At 41.6% G+C, this 20,762-nt stretch carries 15 protein-coding genes; 9 read left to right on the forward strand and 6 right to left on the reverse strand.

The annotated features are described in order from the left end of the window. Nucleotides 1-30: 30 nt before the first annotated feature. Nucleotides 31-1,302 carry a diaminopimelate decarboxylase gene (locus BMW45_RS10385; RefSeq protein ID WP_092243062.1) on the forward strand — a complete coding sequence of 424 codons (1,272 nt, stop codon included), beginning with the start codon at nucleotides 31-33 and terminating at the stop codon, nucleotides 1,300-1,302. Nucleotides 1,303-2,024: 722 nt separating this feature from the next. Continuing rightward, a complete protein-coding gene (locus BMW45_RS10390; RefSeq protein ID WP_025229919.1) occupies nucleotides 2,025-2,303 on the forward strand; it encodes a hypothetical protein in 279 nt (92 codons plus the stop codon). Nucleotides 2,304-2,467: 164 nt separating this feature from the next. Here BMW45_RS10390 and BMW45_RS10395 read toward each other — a convergent pair whose 3' ends face one another. After that, nucleotides 2,468-3,628, reverse strand: coding sequence for a M20 family metallopeptidase (locus tag BMW45_RS10395; RefSeq protein ID WP_092243066.1), 1,161 nt, complete (start codon nucleotides 3,626-3,628; stop codon nucleotides 2,468-2,470). Between the two features lie 159 nt (nucleotides 3,629-3,787). Between BMW45_RS10395 and BMW45_RS10400 the strand changes: the two genes are divergently transcribed. Further along, the gene (locus BMW45_RS10400) at nucleotides 3,788-4,678 is read left to right on the forward strand and encodes a S8 family peptidase (protein ID WP_025229917.1); all 891 of its coding nucleotides are present in this window, start codon (nucleotides 3,788-3,790) and stop codon (nucleotides 4,676-4,678) included. Between the two features lie 222 nt (nucleotides 4,679-4,900). Here the strand turns inward: BMW45_RS10400 and BMW45_RS10405 are convergent, their stop codons facing one another. Then, complete coding sequence (locus BMW45_RS10405) at nucleotides 4,901-5,485, reverse strand: LOG family protein (RefSeq protein WP_092243069.1); 585 nt, start codon at nucleotides 5,483-5,485, stop codon at nucleotides 4,901-4,903. A 225-nt stretch (nucleotides 5,486-5,710) separates the two neighbouring features. Here BMW45_RS10405 and BMW45_RS10410 point away from each other — a divergent pair, with 225 nt between their 5' ends. From BMW45_RS10410 to rny, 5 genes are all read left to right on the forward strand, one after another. Continuing rightward, nucleotides 5,711-6,634 carry a LysR family transcriptional regulator gene (locus BMW45_RS10410; protein WP_330390730.1) on the forward strand — a complete coding sequence of 308 codons (924 nt, stop codon included), beginning with the start codon at nucleotides 5,711-5,713 and terminating at the stop codon, nucleotides 6,632-6,634. A gap of 134 nt (nucleotides 6,635-6,768) precedes the next feature. Then, nucleotides 6,769-8,154, forward strand: coding sequence for an FAD-binding oxidoreductase (locus tag BMW45_RS10415; protein WP_242882981.1), 1,386 nt, complete (start codon nucleotides 6,769-6,771; stop codon nucleotides 8,152-8,154). Nucleotides 8,155-8,731: 577 nt separating this feature from the next. Beyond that, nucleotides 8,732-9,826 carry a recombinase RecA gene (gene recA / locus BMW45_RS10420; RefSeq protein ID WP_025229912.1) on the forward strand — a complete coding sequence of 365 codons (1,095 nt, stop codon included), beginning with the start codon at nucleotides 8,732-8,734 and terminating at the stop codon, nucleotides 9,824-9,826. A gap of 65 nt (nucleotides 9,827-9,891) precedes the next feature. After that, a complete protein-coding gene (locus BMW45_RS10425; protein ID WP_092243078.1) occupies nucleotides 9,892-10,500 on the forward strand; it encodes a regulatory protein RecX in 609 nt (202 codons plus the stop codon). Between the two features lie 143 nt (nucleotides 10,501-10,643). Next, a complete protein-coding gene (gene rny / locus BMW45_RS10430) occupies nucleotides 10,644-12,185 on the forward strand; it encodes a ribonuclease Y (RefSeq protein WP_207649089.1) in 1,542 nt (513 codons plus the stop codon). A gap of 106 nt (nucleotides 12,186-12,291) precedes the next feature. Here the strand turns inward: rny and BMW45_RS10435 are convergent, their stop codons facing one another. From BMW45_RS10435 to BMW45_RS10450, 4 genes are all read right to left on the reverse strand, one after another. Further along, a complete protein-coding gene (locus BMW45_RS10435) occupies nucleotides 12,292-14,532 on the reverse strand; it encodes a glycosyl hydrolase family 95 catalytic domain-containing protein (RefSeq protein WP_092243084.1) in 2,241 nt (746 codons plus the stop codon). Between the two features lie 79 nt (nucleotides 14,533-14,611). After that, entirely contained in the window at nucleotides 14,612-15,502 is an 891-nt protein-coding gene (locus tag BMW45_RS10440; protein WP_025229908.1) for a carbohydrate ABC transporter permease, read from the reverse strand. 13 nt (nucleotides 15,503-15,515) lie between these two features. Beyond that, nucleotides 15,516-16,475, reverse strand: coding sequence for an ABC transporter permease (locus tag BMW45_RS10445; RefSeq protein WP_092243087.1), 960 nt, complete (start codon nucleotides 16,473-16,475; stop codon nucleotides 15,516-15,518). A gap of 73 nt (nucleotides 16,476-16,548) precedes the next feature. Next, the gene (locus BMW45_RS10450; RefSeq protein WP_092243090.1) at nucleotides 16,549-18,198 is read right to left on the reverse strand and encodes a type 2 periplasmic-binding domain-containing protein; all 1,650 of its coding nucleotides are present in this window, start codon (nucleotides 18,196-18,198) and stop codon (nucleotides 16,549-16,551) included. Between the two features lie 210 nt (nucleotides 18,199-18,408). Here BMW45_RS10450 and BMW45_RS10455 point away from each other — a divergent pair, with 210 nt between their 5' ends. Beyond that, nucleotides 18,409-20,667: a helix-turn-helix domain-containing protein gene (locus tag BMW45_RS10455; RefSeq protein WP_092243093.1), complete on the forward strand. Its 2,259-nt coding sequence runs from the start codon at nucleotides 18,409-18,411 to the stop codon at nucleotides 20,665-20,667. The last annotated feature ends 95 nt before the right edge of the window (nucleotides 20,668-20,762 follow it).

Genomic DNA, 20,762 nt, shown 5'->3' on the forward strand with positions numbered 1-20,762 from the left:
TATGGTAAGCTACGAGAGGAGAGGAAAGCTATGGACAAGAGACCATTTGTTACAAAGGAAAAGTTAGAAGAGATCGCGAGAGAGTATCCAACGCCTTTTCATTTATACGATGAAAAGGGAATCAGGGAGAATGCCCAGAAGTTAAAGGAGGCGTTTTCCTGGAATAAAGGGTACCGGGAGTATTTTGCGGTTAAGGCCACGCCCAATCCATTTATCCTGAATATTTTAAAGGATTATGGGTGCGGAGCGGACTGTTCATCCATGACAGAGCTTATGATGTCTGATTGTCTTGGCTTTACCGGCTCTGATATCATGTTTTCATCCAATGACACGCCTGCCGAGGAATTCCAGTATGCGGACAAAATCGGCGGTATCATCAATCTGGACGACATCACTCATATAGAATTTCTTAAAAAAGCCATCGGGCATATTCCGGAGACCATCAGCTGCCGATATAATCCGGGCGGTATATTTAAGATCAGCAATGACATTATGGATAATCCGGGAGATTCCAAATATGGGATGACGACCGAGCAGATGTTTGAGGCCTTCCGTATATTGAAAAGCAATGGAGCCAAAAACTTCGGAATTCATGCATTTTTAGCGAGCAACACGGTTACCAATGAATATTATCCTCTTCTTGCAAAGGTGCTTTTCGAGCTTGCGGTAGAGCTTAAAAAGGAGACGGGCGCCCATATCTCTTTCATTAACCTGTCAGGAGGAATCGGAATTCCTTACCGTCCGGGGGAGGAGTCTAATGACATCAAGGCCATCGGTGAAGGGGTCAGAGCGGTTTATGAAGAAATTCTGGTGCCGGAAGGAATGGGAGATGTGGCAATTTACACAGAGCTTGGACGCTTCATGCTTGGGCCTTACGGCGGACTCGTAACAAGGGCTATTCATGAGAAGCATACCCACAAGGAATACATCGGCGTTGATGCCTGTACGGTAAATCTGATGAGACCGGCTATGTATGGCGCTTACCATCATATCACTGTTATGGGAAAAGAGGGAGATGTGTGCGGCCATAAATATGATGTGGTGGGATCTCTCTGTGAAAATAATGACAAATTCGCCATTGACCGGAACCTGCCTGAGATATCCGTAGGCGATCTGCTTTTCATTCACGATACGGGAGCTCATGGCTTTGCCATGGGATATAATTATAATGGGAAATTAAAGTCTGCGGAGCTGCTCTTAAAAGAAGATGGATCCGTTCAGATGATCCGCAGGGCGGAGACTCCCAGGGATTATTTTGCCACCTTTGATTTTTGTGACGTGCTGAAGGATATGAAATATTAATACTTTCGTAAGAAATTATAAAAGAAGGAGAGATGGTTTCCGGAGATTCAGGAAACTTCTCTCCTGTTTTTTACCCGCAAACCGTGTATTATCTTAATTTGGGCAGAAAAATCCCTGTGCCACATGACACAGGGGAGATTTTTCTTAGGATTTTCGGATTTCAAAAAGGGTGAAAGGATAATTGATACATTGTGCATTTCTTATGGTATTAGTATAACACACCGCCTCGAGAAAAGTTTGTATATTGTTTGAATAGATTATGAAGATTTTCTTAATTCAATCTTCACGAGGAAAAATCAGATGTTGATAAAATTGCAAAAAAATCTGGACTCTCCCTCATGAACTATTTGAAAAATAACAGGTATTACGCAACTAGTAACATAAATATGACCAATTAGTGGCATTATTCGGAAAGGTCCATGCCATTAATTTGAAAAGAGTTTGTCTGCATTGTGGGTTCCGTATTTTTCATCGTTTATACGTTCTTTTACAGGAATCCATGATTCCAGATCAATGTCATACAGGTTAGCGAGCGCAAGAGTATAGTACAGGACATCATAGAGTTCTTCTTCAATACTGCTCTTAAAAGAAGTCTCATTGGAAGGAGTTGTATTCTCGCGTATCGCACTTTAGCATAAGAAAATTATCGAAATTTGTAGGTGATATTTACTTTCTTTCGGCAAACCTTGGTATATAATATTAATATGGAGGTGAAAGATATAATGGGTAGAACTTGGCATTTATTTCCTGGTACTTACAGAAATAAAAGTATAAGGAATTGTTTAAGGGGACTAGAAAGCAATGAAGATTATACAATATTTTATGATGATGGAATCTTCCAGTTTGAACGGAAAAGAGGAAGTAAAAAAATTGTTTGTGAGATTAGTGTAGGTGCGTTTTATGACATTTGCAATGGCTTATATGATAAAACAGAAATTAATAATCGAATAAATGATTTTATTCTGCAGCAATTATATCTAAAAGGTGTTGAATTAGAGTAGGTGGAATCCAACAGTCCCCATTTACTTTTGGAAACATCTGTCGAAATTAAGTCGATGGGTGTTTATTTCCCGTTCTTCTTCTTTTACATAAAAAAGGAGCCCTCCATGTTAGCGTTTTAACCAACATTTTGGGTTCACTTCAATTCCGGACCCGGAAGAAAATACTAAAAGATAATGGAGCGTGCCAGTCTGGTGAGCACTTCCTCGCATCTTAAGATATCTTCACAGGGGACAAATTCATCTGGCTTATGGGCCAGTTCCAGGTCTCCGGGACCATAGGACATGCAGTTGGGATTGTGAAGCTTACCAGCGATGACGGCGGTGTCGGTGTACCCGGGGAAATAGGAAACAGGGACCGTTTTTCCTGTAGTTTCCTCTGCTGCGGCTTTCAGGGCTTTTAATAAATAGGAGTTTTCATCCTTTTCGATGAATGGCCTGTCTCCTGTGATCTCATAAGAAGAGGTGATCCCTGGAACAGCGATCGCAGCTTCCCGGATAGCCTGTTCCACAATGGAGATGGCAGCAGCTGTATCTGTAGGAGGCACCAGGCGCATGTCGATCCATACTTTGCATTGGTCAGGAACCACATATGGGCGGTATCCTCCTTCGATCTGGCCGAATGTGACGGTAGATATGCCCAGATCCTCATGAGTGGGGCATTCTCCGATCCGGCGGCGTATGGAAGATATGATCTCGGCCATAGCGGCAATGGCGTCGGCCCCCTTCCAGGGAGTGCTCGCATGGGCGGTCACTCCTGTAACGGTGACTTCAAACCAGGTACGCCCTTTATGAGCAACCTGGATCTGTCCGTTTGTTGGCTCTGTATCCAGAACAAAGCTTTTTTTAGTCACCCAGCCTTCTTTTATCACATCCTCAACTCCCCGCATGAAATCTTCTTCATCAACAGTGCCGATGAAAACAAAGGAATGCCTGGGGATTTTTCCGGAAGCCGCCGCCTCTGCCATGGCGGAAAAGGCGGAGAGAGCGCAGGCCAGTCCGGATTTCATGTCACAGGCTCCCCGGCCATAAATCCTTCCATTAATAACCTCCGCTCCAAGAGGGGCGGTTGTCCAGCCGTCTCCAATGGTTACCGTATCCATGTGGCAGATATAAACAAGAGCAGGGTCGTCGATTTCTCCTTTAATTTTTGCCATAATATTATAACGGCCCGGCAGGACCTCTTTTTTTATGACAGGGACAGACAGGGAAGATAGCCGGTTAAAAATATATTCGGCAATATTTTTTTCGTATGCACCGGGATCCGTACTGTCGATGCGGATCAGGTTCTGTGTCAGCAAAGTGGCATCGGATCGATGATTTTCCATAATAATAATCTCCTTACTTGTTATTCTATATCCATTATAGGAACGGACAAGCAGAATGTAAATGGTATTTGACTAAAATCTCCTTCGTATTTTTGAGGAAAAGAAACCACATGAGCCAAACCGGAATATCTTAATAAAAAAGGAATCAGGTAATGGACTGTGAATCATGTGAGAGAAGCAATACACTGTGATGCTGCCCATCATATGGGCTATACAGGGCGTGGGATTGGAGTTGCAGTTCTCGATACGGGGATTTATCTTCATGAGGACTTTGAACATAGAATGGCGGCTTTTGTAGATATTGTACACCGCAGAAGGGATACCTATGACGATAACGGTCACGGGACTCATATATCAGGAATCATTGGAGGCAGCGGCATCGCTTCCGGAGGAATGTATATGGGCATTGCACCAGAGTGTCATATCATTATGCTTAAGGTATTGGATAAAAAAGGGAATGGCTATGCTTCCGATGTGCTGGCCGGACTTAAATGGATTCGTGATAACAGAGAAAGGTATGGGATCAGGATTGTAAATATTTCTGTTGGTTCCTTTTCGAAAAAGGGGATGACAGAGAATTCTGTTCTCGTGCGAGGAGTAAATGCGGCATGGGATGACGGGCTGGTGGTCTGTGTGGCTGCAGGAAACATGGGACCAGGCATGAATACGATCACAACTCCTGGAATCAGCCGGAAGGTGATTACTGTGGGGTGCTCAGATGACTATAAAGAAGTTAATGTAATGGGAAACCGGATGATTGATTATTCCGGAAGAGGTCCCACCGGTGCCTGCATCTGCAAACCGGAAATCATCGCTCCGGGGGCAGGGATTATCAGCTGCGCCAACGAATCAGGGCAATACCTTGCCAAAAGCGGAACCTCAATGTCGACACCCCTGGTTTCAGGGGCAATTGCGCTTCTTCTTCAGAAATATCCCTATATGACCAACCGGGATGTGAAACTGATGTTAAGAGAGCGGGCAGTGGATCTGGGTCTTCCCATAAATCAGCAGGGCTGGGGGATGCTTGATTTGGAGAGGCTTTTGATGTAATAGAAGAATGATATGAATATTATCAGGGCTTCTGCGAGAAAATTTGACCCGTGGAGGCCCTGATATTTTAGTCGATAATTTTTGGAACTTTGAGTTATAACAGCCAATACACGGCTCTTACCCCTATAAAAAGGCCCTCAATTGCTTCACTGCCCTTGGAAGGCCCTTAATGGCAGGAATAAAAATGTATTCCTCAGACGGCTATGTTTGAGTTAATGTATGCTATTTTGCTTGTAAATCACGCCATTTTATACCCAGCTCTGGTGGAGAATATGTCTTCATTTTGTCCAACAGATGGTTGGGATCGCTGTCTGCCAGAAGGAGCTTTTTGTTAGAGTGGTCCATAAACCCTTCTTGTATCGCTCGATCAATCATGTCAATAAGGGGGTCAAAGAAATGGGCCACATTCAAAATCCCCACTGGTTTACTATGAATCTTTAGCTGTGCCCAACTAAGTGTTTCCAATAACTCTTCATATGTTCCAACACCCCCGGGCAGCGCAATAAAACCATTAGACAAATCTGCCATTTTTTTCTTTCTCTCATGCATATCTGCAACTTCAATAAATTGAGTAAGATTCACATTTGCAATTTCTTTGGGGAAAAGTCCTTTCGGCATCACACCTATAACCTTGCCATTATTTTTAAGTACCTGATTGGACAATTCCCCCATTAAACCTACATTAGAGCCGCCATAAACCAAATCGATTTTGTTTTGTGCCAGTATTTCTCCAAGCTGCAATGCAGCCTTTTTATATTCAGGGCTATTGCCGAAATTAGAACCTGAATAAACGCATATTCTATTCAATGCTTATCCTCCTCTTACTTATCTGAAATTTTTGTATCATAGCTACCCCTGCTATAAGTAAATTTGAACGGGGCTGCCCATTAAATCCCACTTGCAATGTCAAATCCATCCCAGATACCAACGAAAGAAAATAGTACAGGAATACCACCTTTACGCATCCTTTGTGACATTCTATTGACGCTACTGTATGCTCATATTATAATAAAAAAGAAGGTATAAGTAAAATTGCAAGTTAGTATAGGAGGTATATTAAAATATTATATGTTAATAAATTTAGAACTTTATAGAATTTTCTACACAACTGCAAAACTTGGGAGCATCTCCAAAGCGGCAAAAGAATTATATACGTCACAACCCGCATTAAGCCAGGCGATTAAGCAGCTTGAGCAAAAGCTGGGCGGAGAACTGTTTTATAGAAATGCCAGGGGTGTTTCCCTGACCCTTGAGGGTGAAGTCTTATATCGATATATTGAACAAGGTTATAGCTTAATACAGGCTGGGGAACACAAGTTTTCCGAACTTAAACAAATGACGTCAGGACAGTTGAGATTAGCAGTTTGCAGCGCAGTTTGCAAATATGATTTACTGCAATATGTCAGTCAATATAATCTTAACTATCCTGACGTATATATATATATTAAAGACGAACCAAGCTATGAAATAGCCCGCTTATTGGACATGGGAAAAATTGATATAGGTATCATTAACCCTCACAATCTTGACAGTGGTAAATTCGATACAATTAAAACTTTAGAAATGCATGACTGCTTTGTTGTCGGTGAAAAGTATAAAGCTTTATATGACGAATCGATTTCTATTCATATGCTATCTCAAAAATACCCGTTTATCATGCTTCAAAAGGGAGGCAGCACAAGAGCATATATTGATGAATATTTTTTATCTCATGGAATTAATTTAGCTCCACAAATTGAATTAAGTAACTTGGATTTGATAATTGAATTCACGATCAAAGGGTTGGGTGTAGCTTGTGTCATAGAAGAACATGTACAAAAGGAATTAAAAAGCAATTCCCTGTTTAAGCTTAATATTCAGGAAAAGCTGCCTCCCCGAAGTTTAAGGGTTATCGTTAAAAAGGATATGCCGCTTTCCACGGCGGCCAGTAAATTTATAGACTTGATGGGTGTATAAAAATTCTAAGCATTCTATTACTCCTGTTTTGATTGACAGAATTTCATCGCATACAGAGTGCCATGGCTTCTTGACAGCGGTTACGTTCGGGAAATAAAGCATTGTACGAGCCATATATTATAAGAGGACCATGCATGTTATGCGTCCAAATATTAAGGAGAATAACAATGAAATATAGAAAAGAGCCCGAACTGACTGGACGGATTGTTTTACCAAATGATCCGCAGTACAACTCCGCCCGTCAGGAATTCAATACGTTTTTTAATAAATTTCCACTGGTTATTGTATTCGCAAAGGAAACACAGGATGTCATCAATGCCATACGCTGGGCGCGTTATACCGGAGTACCGCTCCGAATGCGCTCTGGACGCCACAACTATGAGGGTTTGTCTGCGCTGAATGGCGGGCTTATCATCGATGTCAGCGAAATGAAACAACTGGAGATAAATCGCAAAAAAGGCACAGTCACACTCCAGACAGGGCTTCGGAATGTTGAAATTATAGAAGAACTTGGTTCACAGGGTTTAGTCGTTCCGCCGGGGTTATGCCCCACCCCTGGTATTGCTGGCGTTACCTTGGGCGGTGGGCATAGCAGCCTTTCCAGACCTTGGGGGCTTGTTATTGACAATCTTCTGGAGGCAGAATTGGTAGACGCAGATGGCTGTGTGCTGCATGCAAGCGCCGACCGCAACCCAGACCTGTTTTGGGCCCTGCGGGGTGGTGGCGGAGGTAACTTTGGGGTTTGCACTTCCTTCCGTTTTCGTACACACGAAATCGATACGGTGGCTTATGCTGCAATCAACTGGGAACTAGAAGACTTAAAGCCGGTGCTAAAGACCTGGCAGGAATACACGCTTCCCGACGCAGACAACAGGTTTACACCGCTGTTATCGATTATATCAGGAGAGCAATCCTTTTTGCTTGCACAAGGGGTGTTTCTCGGCTCAGCCAAAGTATTGCGCGAATTGCTTCGTCCCTTGCTCCGGTCCGGTTCACCTACTAGCGTATTTATTGAGGATATACCATGGGTAGAAGCCGCAGCCCGTATTGGAAAGACCCAGCCCGTTAGCCCGGAGCCATTTAAAAGCGTTGGGCCTTATGTCGATGAATTGCTGCCGGATGAGGCAATTGACATCATACAGCGTTTTATTACAAATCCACCAACCGGTTCTGTGTCTCTCCTGTTCCATGGTTTGGGTGGGGCGGTAGCTGATATTCCCAGCAAAGCCACAGCGTACTTCCAGCGTAATGCGCTGTCAAATATGTCTATTTATGCCACATGGAACGAGCCCGAGGGTGCAGGCCCCGGTATTCATTGGGTGGATCAATTTCGAAGGGAAATGCTGCCATATACCAATGGTGTTTATATCAACACCCAGGATTTATCCATCGAAAATTGGCCAAAGGTTTACTATGGTGGTAACTTTGAGCGCTTGACAAGAATTAAGGCAACGTACGATCCGGAGAACTTTTTCCGCTTTCCGCAAAGTATACCGCCGGCTTCCAGATGCAGGGAATAACTGATAGAGAGTGCGGAAGGCTGTAGTGGGAGAGGAATACTGTTATCTTATCTGCCTTTCCACGTTGCTGACATTTGGGATTGGACAGCTGATGGAGCTGATGGGGGATTACTCTGGTGGGTATTGCTTGATAATAAAAACCGTGTTTACCTGGATTATTTTAGGAATAGCACGGTTTTTTCCTTAATTTTTCTTATTGCAGGATAGTTGATAAAGTGGTTTAAGACTTCGATTCACTCATATGTATGAAGCAAAGGCACAACTGTATTTGAGTGGCCAGGGAGCATTCGATATACCGCATGATGTGGCCTGATTCAGATAATATTATTACAAAATAGTAGTTGCACCTCCAATCCTCCTATGCTATAGTAAGTTAGAGTTCAGTTTATCTTTTCTTCAACTTTCAGGCATTTCGCCAAAACGTCCCTATTGAATTTATTAAAATGATTTATTGCTGTACAGGTCAGGAGTGTGATGCGTATTGAGCTCAGAAGTATAAAATTCTGGTTGACATTTGCCCGGAAATATACTATGATTATAAACAGAAAAAGAACATTTGTTCGCATCGGAGGATAATATGAATAAAGATGATAAGCTAAAGGCGCTTGATGCCGCCCTTACTCAGATAGAAAAGGCATATGGGAAAGGCTCTGTTATGAAGCTGGGCGACTCAGGCACGAATATGAACGTTGAGACCATACCTACGGGTGCATTGAGCCTTGATATTGCCCTTGGCCTGGGCGGAATACCAAGGGGAAGGGTTGTGGAGGTCTACGGACCGGAATCCAGTGGTAAAACGACGGTTGCCCTACATATGATCGCAGAGGTTCAGAAGAGAGGCGGCATCGCAGGATTTATTGACGCGGAGCATGCCCTTGATCCTGTTTACGCCAAGAATATTGGAGTGGATATTGATAACCTTTACATTTCCCAGCCGGATAACGGGGAGCAGGCATTGGAAATTACAGAAACCATGGTTCGGTCCGGTGCCGTTGATATTGTAATCGTGGACTCGGTCGCAGCGCTTGTGCCAAAGGCCGAAATCGAAGGTGATATGGGCGATTCCCATGTGGGTCTTCAGGCGCGTCTGATGTCCCAGGCTCTTAGAAAGCTGACGGCCGTCATCAGCAAATCCAACTGTATTGTTCTCTTTATCAACCAGCTTCGTGAGAAGGTGGGAGTTATGTTTGGAAGCCCTGAGACTACCACGGGAGGACGTGCCCTTAAGTTCTATGCGTCTGTCCGCCTGGATATTCGTAAGATCGAGACCTTAAAGCAGGGCGGAGATATGGTAGGTAACCGGGCCCGTGTAAAGGTAGTAAAGAATAAGATTGCACCGCCATTTAAGGAGGCGGAATTCGACATCATGTTCGGCAAAGGTATTTCCAAGGAAGGAGATATCCTGGATCTGGCGGTGAAAGAGAATATCGTAGAAAAGAGCGGAGCATGGTTTGCTTATAATAATGTCAAGATCGGCCAGGGACGAGAGAATGCCAAGATTTATTTTCAGGACAATCCGGCAGTTTGCCTGGAGGTAGAGAACAAGGTCCGTATAAAGTATGGGCTTCATGAAGAAGGCAGTATAGCACCGGAGAGTGCTGGTTCATCTGCCACTAAGGAAAGCAAGAGAATCAAGGCAGAAGAAAGCAAGGGCGAAACTCCCAAGGAGTAATCTCAGCAAGGTTTTGGCCGGCGAACTCATGAACGCCGGGAAAATAGTTAAAATAAGGGGCCTATATGACAGTTGTGGAAATTGTGCCCGTTGATAAACGCAGGAGTAAAGTCATTCTGGATGAAGACTTTACTCTTGTCCTTTATCGAGGGGAAATCAGAAAATTTGGGATAGAGGAAGGAAAGCCGCTTTCCGAAGAGACTTATCAGGAGATCCTTAATGAGGTTTTGTTTAAAAGGGCCAGGGAAAGGGTCCTTTTTCTTCTGAAATCCTCAGATAAGACGGAACAGGAACTGAGACGGAAGTTAAAGGATGGAGGGTATCCGAAAGAAGCTGCCGATTACGCCATAGAATTTTTAAAAGAACATAACTTTATAAACGATGAGAACTATGGCCGCAGATACGTGGAATTCAATTCAGAGCGGAAAAGCGGGCGGCAGATTCAGTACGAACTGCAGAAAAAGGGTCTGGACAAAGAGATGATCCAGGAGATCCTTACAGAACAGCCTGTGGATGAAGAGGCACAGATACGGGCCTATGTGAATAAGAAGCGCATAAAAGCGGAGGAAATGGACTTTAAGGAACGAGGAAAAATGATGGCTGCCTTGGGTAGACGTGGTTTTTCTTACGATGCAATAAGCCGCGTTTTAGGCGGAATTTATAGTGAATACTGACAACAAGGAAAATGTGTATAAGTATACCTGAAACAGGGGCGAAATACTTGACATAATGTATAAAACAGTTTAAAATTGTAGTGTTGTATTGTTGTACAATGAAAATCTAATAAGGAGGTGCTCCTGTGTCAGTATCAGTATTCATGGCTATATTGATTGCAATTGTAGTATCAGTAGTAGTTGCTTTTATTGCCTGGTCTGCTGCCATCACGTATCGTAAAAATGCTTACGAAAGCAAGATTGGCACTGCAGAAGAAAAATCCCGGGAAATAATAGATGAAGCATTAAAGACCGCTGAGACAAAGAAGCGCGAAGCTCTCCTTGAGGCAAAAGAAGAGTCTTTAAAGACTAAGAATGAACTGGAGAAGGAAACCAGGGAAAGAAGAGCTGAGCTTCAACGTTATGAAAGAAGAGTACTAAGCAAGGAAGAAAACCTGGACAAGAAGTCCGAGGTTATGGAAAAACGAGAAGCAGGTCTGGCTGCTCGCGAGGACGCCCTGAATAAGAGAAATGCCGAAGTGGAATCTCTCTATGAAAAAGGCATTCAGGAACTGGAAAAAATTTCTGGACTTACCTCCGAACAGGCAAAAGAATATCTTTTAAAATCTGTTGAAGATGACGTTAAACATGACACTGCGAAATTAATTAAGGAACTTGACAACAAAGCAAAAGAAGAAGCCGAAAAAAAGGCGAGGGAATACGTGGTTACAGCCATTCAAAGATGCGCTGCAGACCATGTGGCAGAAACTACGGTTTCAGTCGTGCAGCTTCCAAACGATGAGATGAAAGGAAGAATCATCGGAAGGGAAGGCCGTAACATCCGTACGTTAGAGACCCTTACGGGCGTGGAACTCATTATTGATGACACCCCTGAGGCTGTTGTATTATCCGGATTCGATCCGGTTCGTAGAGAAGTAGCCAGAATCGCGTTGGAACGCCTTATTGTGGATGGACGTATTCATCCTGCAAGAATTGAAGAGATGGTGGAAAAGGCACAAAAAGAGGTAGAAACCAATATGCGTGAAGAAGGAGAAGCCGCTGCCCTTGAAGTGGGTATTCACGGACTTCATCCGGAACTCATCAGATTGCTTGGCAAGCTGAGATACAGAACAAGCTACGGTCAGAATGCCTTAAAGCATTCCATTGAGGTGGCCCAATTGTCTGGGCTGTTGGCCGGAGAGATTGGCCTTGATATCCGCATGGCCAAGCGTGCCGGTTTACTACATGACATCGGAAAAGCCGTTGACCATGAGATGGAAGGTTCTCATATTCAGCTGGGTGTGGAGTTATGTAAGAAATATAAGGAATCTGCAATCGTGCTGAACACTGTGGAATCACATCATGGCGATGTTGAACCACAGAGCCTTATCGCTTGCATTGTCCAGGCAGCAGACACAATATCTGCCGCAAGACCTGGAGCAAGAAGAGAGACTCTGGAGACATATACAAACAGATTAAAACAGTTAGAAGATATTACCAACTCCTTTAAGGGAGTGGACAAGTCCTTTGCCATTCAGGCAGGACGCGAAGTTCGGATTATGGTAGTACCGGATCAAATTAACGATGACGATATGATACTTTTAGCCCGTGATATTTCCAAGAAGATTGAAGAATCTCTGGAATACCCGGGACAGATCAAGGTCAATGTGATCCGGGAGTCCAGAGTTACAGATTACGCGAAGTAAATGTTCAGATTGAGATGATAAATGCCCTAAACCGTAGAAGTTTTTACTCTTACGGGATTAGGGCATTTTTTAATGCAGATAAACATTGGTCAGGTGAAACTCAAAATCATCTGAAATTCTTTACCAGCAGCATATCTTCGCCTGCATTCAATTCAAATTTATAGCAGCCGTTTTCCAGGGTCTCATATTTCATTTCTTGATCTGATTCGATTGCAAACCCTGTTTTGAAATTAGGCTTTATGATAAGCGGTTCTCCGGCTCTGCTTTTTATATATACAAATTCTGTTTCGTCATCTGTATACCTGGCTGATATTTCAAAACCGCCCTCAGCCAACAGTCCATAAAATTCAGCATTTTTCCATACATCTGGCATTGCCGGGAAAATCTTTACGCTACCTCCGTGGCACTGCATTAACATATAGTGAATGGATTCGTTTGCTGAAAGGGGCGTTTCGATCACAGGCCCCCCGCCTTCCGTATAAAGAGTATTTGGATTTAAGAAATCTTTCAGACCTCTTAAACGCTTATATGCATAATTGCCATCACCTAATGCTGCCAGCATAGCAGCGCTTCCGGTAAAGGAATATCCTTGCAGATATTCCGGCATACTCATCCACGTTTTTATTGACTGTTCAATAACCTTTCGTTCTGCTTCATTATCTTCGCTAACTATGTGAAGCGGGAAAAACTGCAATAGGTGAGAATAATGGCGATGGGATACGGTAAGAGGTAAATCCTTTCCGATCGTATAGCCTGTTTCATCCATGGAGTAATCTGTCAGGTTTTCAAGGTGCTCGATCCAGGTATCCATAAGCGGTTCATCATCAAAACCCAGTGTTTTCGCCGATTCAATCAAAGTAATAAGCGCCCACCGGAATAAAGAAAGGTCATAATTGGCATCTTTGACAGGATTGGATGTAGAATTAATGGGTCCGGGATATTCAGGTGAGCTGGTCATAGGCAGATGCCACTTGCCATCCTCCTTCTTATAGGCGATCCTTAAGTAACTGTTTGCAGCCTTCTTAAGCATAGGATAAAATCTTTTTAAAATGTTCTGGTCCATGGTACTTTTATAATATCGATAGACACAATGGAGTGCCCAGGTAAGATTGCCAAGCTCGAATATTATGACCCGTTCTGGTTTTTCAGCCATGATATCCTCATAAGAAGGCGGATAAGATTTCATATTGCGCCCGGCTGAACGCCCGATAAACCATCCGTCATCAATTTCCAAAGGCTTTGCATTTTCCGTGAGCGTTTTGTCATAGTGCTCCAAAGTATCTATGAGAGATTCTATTAGTTCTAAATGATTCGCTTTCTGCATTGAGGAATAAATAAGCTGGACATTTAAATTCCACCATGCAGCCGGCCATGCGCTTAACGTTGGCCATACACCCATATTATCAATGACATGAAGGTTGCCAGGCCTGGTACAGCAGCCCAGCTTATATAACTGCATGAGATAAAACTTTTCCCAATACTCTTCTGGTAATTTAACGATGCTTTTTCTGTAAAAATCTTCCCAATGTTTCTGGTGGCTTCTGTATATTTCTTTTAAATCAATTGCCATGACCTGCTTGATTTCTTCTTCTGCTTCTTGTTCTGACGCAGATCCATGCCGGCTGAATCCTATTGATATATACCATATTTTGTGGTTATGACCTGCTTCTTTTGACGCAAGGCCGATAGAGAACTGCCCTTTTGGAGATAAGGACTCATCAAGAATTTTCTGATTATGTATTTCAATGTTATCTGCCATTTTTCGTTCTGTTGCTGGTGGAAAACACTTTTCCGGTACTTCATGAGCTTCTGCGGCATGGTGTTTTAATGTCATGCCATGGCTTGGGACATAGGATAAATTAAACGCAACGTCATCTTCCCATTCAGCATCAATGATGATGCAGTCTTTTTTTGCATATGCAATACTGGAGTATTTTAGGGTGCCTTTATCTGTTTCAATCACTCCAAGAACCTCTGCTTTGCGCAAGGAGACGGATAAGCTTTCTTTTTTGATAGGATTTTTTACTTCAAGAATGATATCGCCAAGGGAAAGCCGTTGTTGTAAACAGCCTAACTCCGGGCAGTTGGTTGGCCCATCGATGTCCCCTCGGCCGATTCCCCACTTCATGGAACTGATACTGTTTTTATAAATATTTGCACCGATTAAACCGTTACCGATGAGTCCCCCATTTCCCCAATCCTTTGGGATATGAGCGATTCTGTCATTGATGATTTCCCGTATAGGTCCTTCGTGATATCTTAGATTTTCCCAGACAAAATCATAGCTGTCTAAAAATGCTTTTAAATCCAATGTGTTTCTAAATTCACGTACCTGCTCTCTGAACATGCGTTCTTCCTTCTTTCCTTCCTGCTTTTTCTATGCAGCTATTGCTTATATTTTTTATTACAGTACATCATTCCAAATCCTATTCTTTTACAGCACCTACCATGACGCCTTGTACAAAATATTTTTGCAGGAATGGATATATAGCAATAATTGGGATGACAGAAACTACCAGAGTAGCCATTTTCATGGTTTCATTATTAACCGCACCTGCGGCAGCTGCACCGACATCCTGAATCTGGCCTTGAATCAATATGTTCCGTAATACCATTTGCAATACGTACTTACTTTGGTCTGGAATGTATAGCATACAATCAAACCAGCTGTTCCAGTGATATACCAGACTCCACAGGGAGGTTGTTGCCAAAACCGGTTTTGAAAGGGGCAGTACGATGGACATAAGGATTTTCATTTCTGATGCACCGTCAATTCTTGCGGATTCCTCAAGGGAAGCAGGGATCCCTTCGAAAAAGTTACGGACAATAATCAGTGTATAAGCATTTACTGCTCCCGGCAGCACCATGGACCAAATGGTGTTCTTTAATTTCAGATATTTAACAACCAGTAAATAATCCGGAACGATACCGCCGCTAAAATACATAGTGAAGATAATGAGTATGGTCCACAATTTTCGATTAGGCAGATAGGGCTTTGCAAGCGGATATGCTCCGAGAACTAATAACACCTGAGTAATGAATGTACCTAAAAGGGAACGGGTAATGGTATTTCCATAGGAAGTCCAGATAAGGGGGTAGTCTAATACCTTTTTAAAACCCTCTAATGAAATTTTTACCGGAAATAAGTGCAGGCCGTATTTGCCGGCCACCTCGTTGGGGCTTAAAGAAATAGTAAGCACCTGCATACAGGGCAAAATAGTAGCCATACAGATGAGGATAATAATGATATATACGATGGAATCAAAAATGATGTCTTCTTTTGATCTGCGTTTTCCCGAACGTATTTTATGAGTCATGGACCTCTCCTTTCTAGAACAGTGATGAATCTGTAACTTTTTTCGAAATATAATTGCTTCCGGTTAAAAATATTAGTGCTATGATATTTTTAAATAAACCGACAGCAATTGCATAAGAAAAGTTCATTTGTTCTAAGCCGACCCGGTATGTGTATGTTGAAATTACATCTCCTACATTCATAACATTGGAATTAAGCAGGTTATACACCTGGTCAAAGTCATCGGTCATGATGCCGCCCATGGCCATAATGAACATAATCGCAATCGTTGGCATGATAGAAGGAATTGTTACATGAATAATTCTCTGTATGCGTCCTGCACCATCCATCTCAGCTGCTTCGTACAGCTCCGGATTAATTCCGGACATGGCTGCAAGGAAAACGATCGTCTGATAACCGGCATTTCTCCAAACATAAGAGAAAACGATAACCCAGCGGAAATATTTTGGATCTCCCACAAAGAATTGAGGCTCTATTCCAAATAGTCCCAGGAAATAGTTGACAAAACCCCTTGATGGAGACAGTACTTCAATAACAATACTGGCAAGGACAATCCACGATATGAAATAAGGCATATATGTAATTGTTTGCGCTGCCTTTTTAAATTTTACATTTTTGATTTCATTAAACAACAATGCCAGGAAAATTGGTACTGGAAAGCCGATTATAATTTTATAAAAGCCAATAATTATGGTATTTCTGAATACGGGCCAGAAATAAATACCATGAAACATTTTAACAAAATGTCCCAGCCCATTCTCTTTTGCCCATGGACTATTTAAAATGCCCAGGTTAAACTTGAAATCCTTAAACGCCAGAATAATGCCTGTCATCGGTGCATATCGGAAAATCAGATAATAGAGCAGTACAGGAGACAGCATAGCGATAAGCGGCCAGTGTCTTTTATATTGCTCCGCCAATGTCAGGGTTCTGGCCGGTGAAAAACTTAAATCTGATTTTTTCTTATTTTTCATATGGCCCATCCTTTTTTCTTGAAAAAGACATACCTGGAGTTTTCGTCCAGGTATGCCGCAGATAAATTAGAGATTACTGATTCCCCATCTCTGCGTTGATTTCATTTTCAATGATAGAACCGCCCATCTTATTATTAAAAAGATCTACGAATTCATCAAATGATGTGATGTCACTTTTTCCGGTAATAATATTAGTATAAGTTTCCAGTGTTTTGCTCTTTAAGTCTGTAAGGAATTCATTCTGGCTTTCCGTTATTGGGTATTTCTCATCCACATAACTGGCACTTTTATACTTATCGGTAAATCCAAAGATTTTTTTGTACCAGATTTTCGTGTGATCAGGATTGGAAATCGTCAAATTAAGTACATTTATTCCGCCAACTGTTGAAGCAGCAAAATCCGGATATTTCATGGTGTTGGGGATATAATTTGAATCTTCAATTTTATAATCTTCACCTTCATAGCCCCATTTTAGTTTCGTTGCAAAATCAAAATCTGCAAAGTTATCATCGATCAACTGACAAAGCACTTCGATCTTATCGGGATCTTTCATTGCTTCTGTCGTAAAGCCAAAGCTTCCGCCGGCGATTCCCCATGTGTGAGTCCCGCTATATCCTTCCGGTCCTTTTGGTGCCGGACCGCATTCGATCGTCTCGCCCCATTTAACATCTGGATGAAGCGCTGCAAACCCGTCAAAAACCTTGCCTGTTCCATCTGGATTCCAGTGTGCTATCATGGACATGCCGGTAACTCCGATTTTATCATTATTAAATGCTTGTGAATCCGCCCAGTATCCCCCGGTATTTTCCCCTGTTACGAATTCAGGATCAATGTAACCTTTTTTATACCAATCTGCTAGTTTTTCAAGCGCCTGTCTTGTTTCCGGCTGTGTTGCAGCATAAACAAGTTTTCCGTCTTTCTTGGTCATGAACAGGTTCTGTGTGCCGTTTGATCGGAATTCTTTTAATGGAATCGCGCCATAAGCACCAAAGATTGCATTCATGGTAGTGTTAGACATACCATAGGTATCTTTCTTACCATTGCCGTCCGGGTCGTTTTCAGTGAAACGTTTCATGGCTTCTTCCCATTCATCAATTGTTTCTGGAATCTTATCAATCCCTACATTTTTGAGCCAGTCTTTTCTCCATACAAGAGTTGTAGGATATGATGAGTCATAGTTAAGTGACTTTAATGCGTAACGCTTTCCATTGATCATGGTATCCACCCAAATGTTATGATCCGTATCATACTTTTCAATGGTTGCTTTGTAATGGGGCATTTTATTTAATATATCATCGGTGATCTCAGCTAAAACTCCCTGGTCATAGTAAACGCTTGTGTTGTTGATGTTCTTTATTTTCATGATATCAGGCATTTCTCCTGAAGCAAGTTTAACGCCTAGAACCTGATCCCACTGCTGATCATCAACGAACCAGAAATCAAATTTCACATTGTACTTTTTTTCTACTTCCTGAATGATTTTAGAATTAGCTTCGTCTGGCTGCCCATAGGTGTTGTAAGCTAACCATTTGATTGTGATGGGATCCCTCTTTTGAAACTTTTCATAAATAGACGCTTCTCCTGAGGCAGCCTGTGTTTGATCTGCTGCAGCCTCAGCTGCGGCAGCAGTCGTTGCTTCTGCCTTCTTCGATGATCCGCATGCAGTTAATGAGGTTATAGACAAAGCACATGCCAGGATAAAACTTAAACTTCTTTTTTTCATCTGAATTCCTCCTTGTTTAGAAATAATTGTTCATTTGCAAAAATACATTAGCATGATATTAGAAATATTTACAGTATACAAAAATGATATAATGTAGAATTTTTTTCATATAAATCGTTATTCGGTATGATACAAAAATAGTGCTGGAATTTAGATTGATACATTTGTATAATGACACTGAAAGTTTCATGGTGAGGAGGTAAGATCAGTATGAATTTGAAACAAAGATTGAATCTTTTAAGTACGAATGCCAGAATTTTTATGGTTTATTCGGCGTTGACTATTATAATTTTGTTTATAGCAATTGCCATATCATATCAATATAACCGCGGTTTATTAACCAGTGAGATACGTAAATCCAGCAACAGTCTAATGGATATCTACAGCACTGCCATTAATGATCAGTACATAGAGGCTATTGACAGAATCATTGCAAAAGAATTCATTTCCTCCACAGGATCAGTCCGGCTTATGTCATTTTATAAGGATACCCCGACTCTGTCTTACTCTGAATATTATAATGAAATAAATTCTATCATGTTGTCCAATGATTTTATTACATCTGTTTTCATTTATAATATGGCCAATGATGTTTCCATATCCACCGAAAGAGGTCTAACCATAGGTTTGCTTGGAGGGGATAATAAAACAGCCGATGCCAGAGAAATTTCCTTAGTAAACTACGCAACATTAACAGATATGAAGAGCCAGTGGATTTCTCCGTCAATCAATGATCATTTAGCTGCTCCATATACTTCTAACACTTTATCACGTGTCATACCAATTCCTCTTCTGGGAAAAAATAAAAAAGGCGTCATGATCGTAGAAATGAAAGCGGATTCTGTGTTTCAGACTAAATCAGGGGAAGAGGACGAAGCATTCAATTTATATATTCTTAACACAAAAGGAGAAATTTTTGCTAAAAACAGCAATCTCACTGATGTCAGTGAAGTGGTTTTCCCCATGGAACATCTGATTCATTCCAGCAGCGGCATATACATTTGTAAGGAGAATGGACACGAAATTGCTTATAAAGCTAAAAAGCTGAATTCTGAAGATTTATATCTGGTAAGCCGTAATGAATCCTCTTCACTATATAAGAGCAGCAGGGTTTTACTGCGCATTACCATAACAGTGCTGATTTTTTTCAGCTTACTAAGCATCTTCATAATACGTCTGGTATCGAATGCTGTTTCAAAGCATTGGCTGAATCTGTATAAAAATATGCAGATCAAGCTGATGGAAGGCGGACAGAAATCAAACGATTCACTTGTTATTCCTGGGGGAGATGCTATGAACAGACTGATTTCCCAGACCAAAGATGCGATTATTTACAAGCTTATGACGGATTTGATCTTCGGATGTATTTCAGCAGAGGATGAATTCTTCACATCTGCATCCACGATAGGCAAAGAGTTCTATGGTAAAAAGTATTGGCTCATTTTATGCGAGATTGACAAAACAATGATCAACCGATTAAGCCTAGTTGAACGTGAGATGTTAGCAATAGACATAAAAAACATCTTTGAAGATCTTTATGGTAGTTACCAGTTAAGCATTTATTTAGACATGAATCATATCGTTTCCCTTGTAAATATTGATAATAAGAAATTGAACGAAGAGTCCGCAGCTATATTTAAACACATTTCTTCCAGGATTGAAGGTTCATTTAACTTGATTATCAGTAATCCATACGAAGACATACTGCACAGCAGTGCCTGTTACCAGACTTTACTGGATAATAAAAATTTCAGGTTTTTATATGGATATTCTCATATCTTTTTCTTTGAAGAAGTCGAAAGATGGAAGCAGAGCGCCATAAGTCTTCAGGATTCACAGCTGGATTCTATCATAAATGGACTTCAGGCAGGCAGGGATGAAGCGATAGCAGCTATCAGGAAGGCCGTAGAAGATATGTTAGAAGCTCATTGTTCCTGTGTCTCCATGTATGATGCTCTTTTTTCCATCCTGCAAACCATATGCAGATTCATCTATGGCAGGCAGGTTACCGGAAAGGGAATGGAAGGTTCCATGCTAAAGCAATTTCAGGATTTGGAGACGGTAGAAGATTATATTATTTGGTGCGACGAACTGATAAGCTATTATTTTGAAAAAGTCGCAGAACGTAATTTATGTATAAACGGAGAATATATGTTAAAAATTTCTTCTTATATCATGGAACATATTGAGGAGGATGTTTCACTTGGTAAGCTATCCGCTATTTTCCACATTTCTACCGGTCATTTAAGCAGATCCTTTAAAGATATACTGGGAGTTGCATATTCGGATTTCGTTTTAGATGCGAAGCTTGAGCGGGGAGCACAGATGCTGGTTGAAGGTAATGAACCAATTAAAAACATCATCAGCTTTCTTGGTTATGAAACCCCATCCTATTTTACTAAAATTTTCAAGAATAAGTATGGTGTTACGCCTTCTCAGTATAGGAAAGAGCAAACAAAGGCAATATAGTTCTAAATGTTTTTCTTGAATATAACAAAGATTTGATGTATTATAATATAAATGCCCTTTTTCAGATTGGTCTAAGGTCAGTAAGATACTTATAG

The organism is Lacrimispora sphenoides (assembly GCF_900105215.1).
Classification (GTDB): domain Bacteria; phylum Bacillota; class Clostridia; order Lachnospirales; family Lachnospiraceae; genus Lacrimispora; species Lacrimispora sphenoides_A.